Annotated in this window: 1 pseudogene; it reads right to left on the bottom strand. The window is 54.3% G+C overall.

Going from position 1 to position 687, the window contains the following annotated elements:
- Positions 1–687 (bottom strand): annotated as a pseudogene (locus A3756_RS06960) (Tn3 family transposase); the annotation flags it as partial.

Raw genomic sequence — 687 nt, 5'->3', positions numbered from 1 at the left:
CCTTGGAGATTTTCGGTTGCTGCGTACCCTCGACCAAGACCTGCTTCTGGTTTTTCCAGGTCTGTGGCTTCACCAGATCATCCTCTAACGCCCGATATCGAATGACTTCCGGCAGCATTAGCTGGCCGTTTAACCGGTTGGGAATCTGCAGGTACAGGAACCATTCATACCTGGCTTTATCTATACTGCCATCGGGTTTTAGCAATAGTGGTCGTGTGGCTTTCGGCGGTAGACGCTGATCAATGCAGGCATCGCCGAGCATATTGCCGGCGACCAGATCCAACCGAGCTTGGTCTAAGATCCGGGCTAACCGTTGCGTTTTGTCGGTGCCTTCCATGCGCAGACAGCAAAAGAGCGACCGTAACAGGCCGGTTCGCAATGTGGATTCCGTGTCCAGGTGTTGCCAGAACGCTTCCTCCGCTGACTGTTTCTGATTGCTCAGGTATCGGCAGACCGAGTTCAGGTCGTTGGCACTGAGAAACTGGAAAGCCTGTTGCTGTACCGCGTGGAAGGAAGTATTAGGGTCGATGCGGTCATCCACGAACAGGTGCAGGATCTCAGCGGCTTTACTCACGTTGCGGGCTGCCTTTTGCCAGTCTTGATAAACCCGTTCCTGCGCCATCTGATGCGCTCGTTGCTTCACCTGTCGAGTGTGATGGATGAACCCTTCCGCAATGCGCTCCAAGC

Source organism: Oleiphilus sp. HI0086 (assembly GCF_001635225.1).
This window is presented reverse-complemented; position numbering and strand designations above follow the sequence as displayed.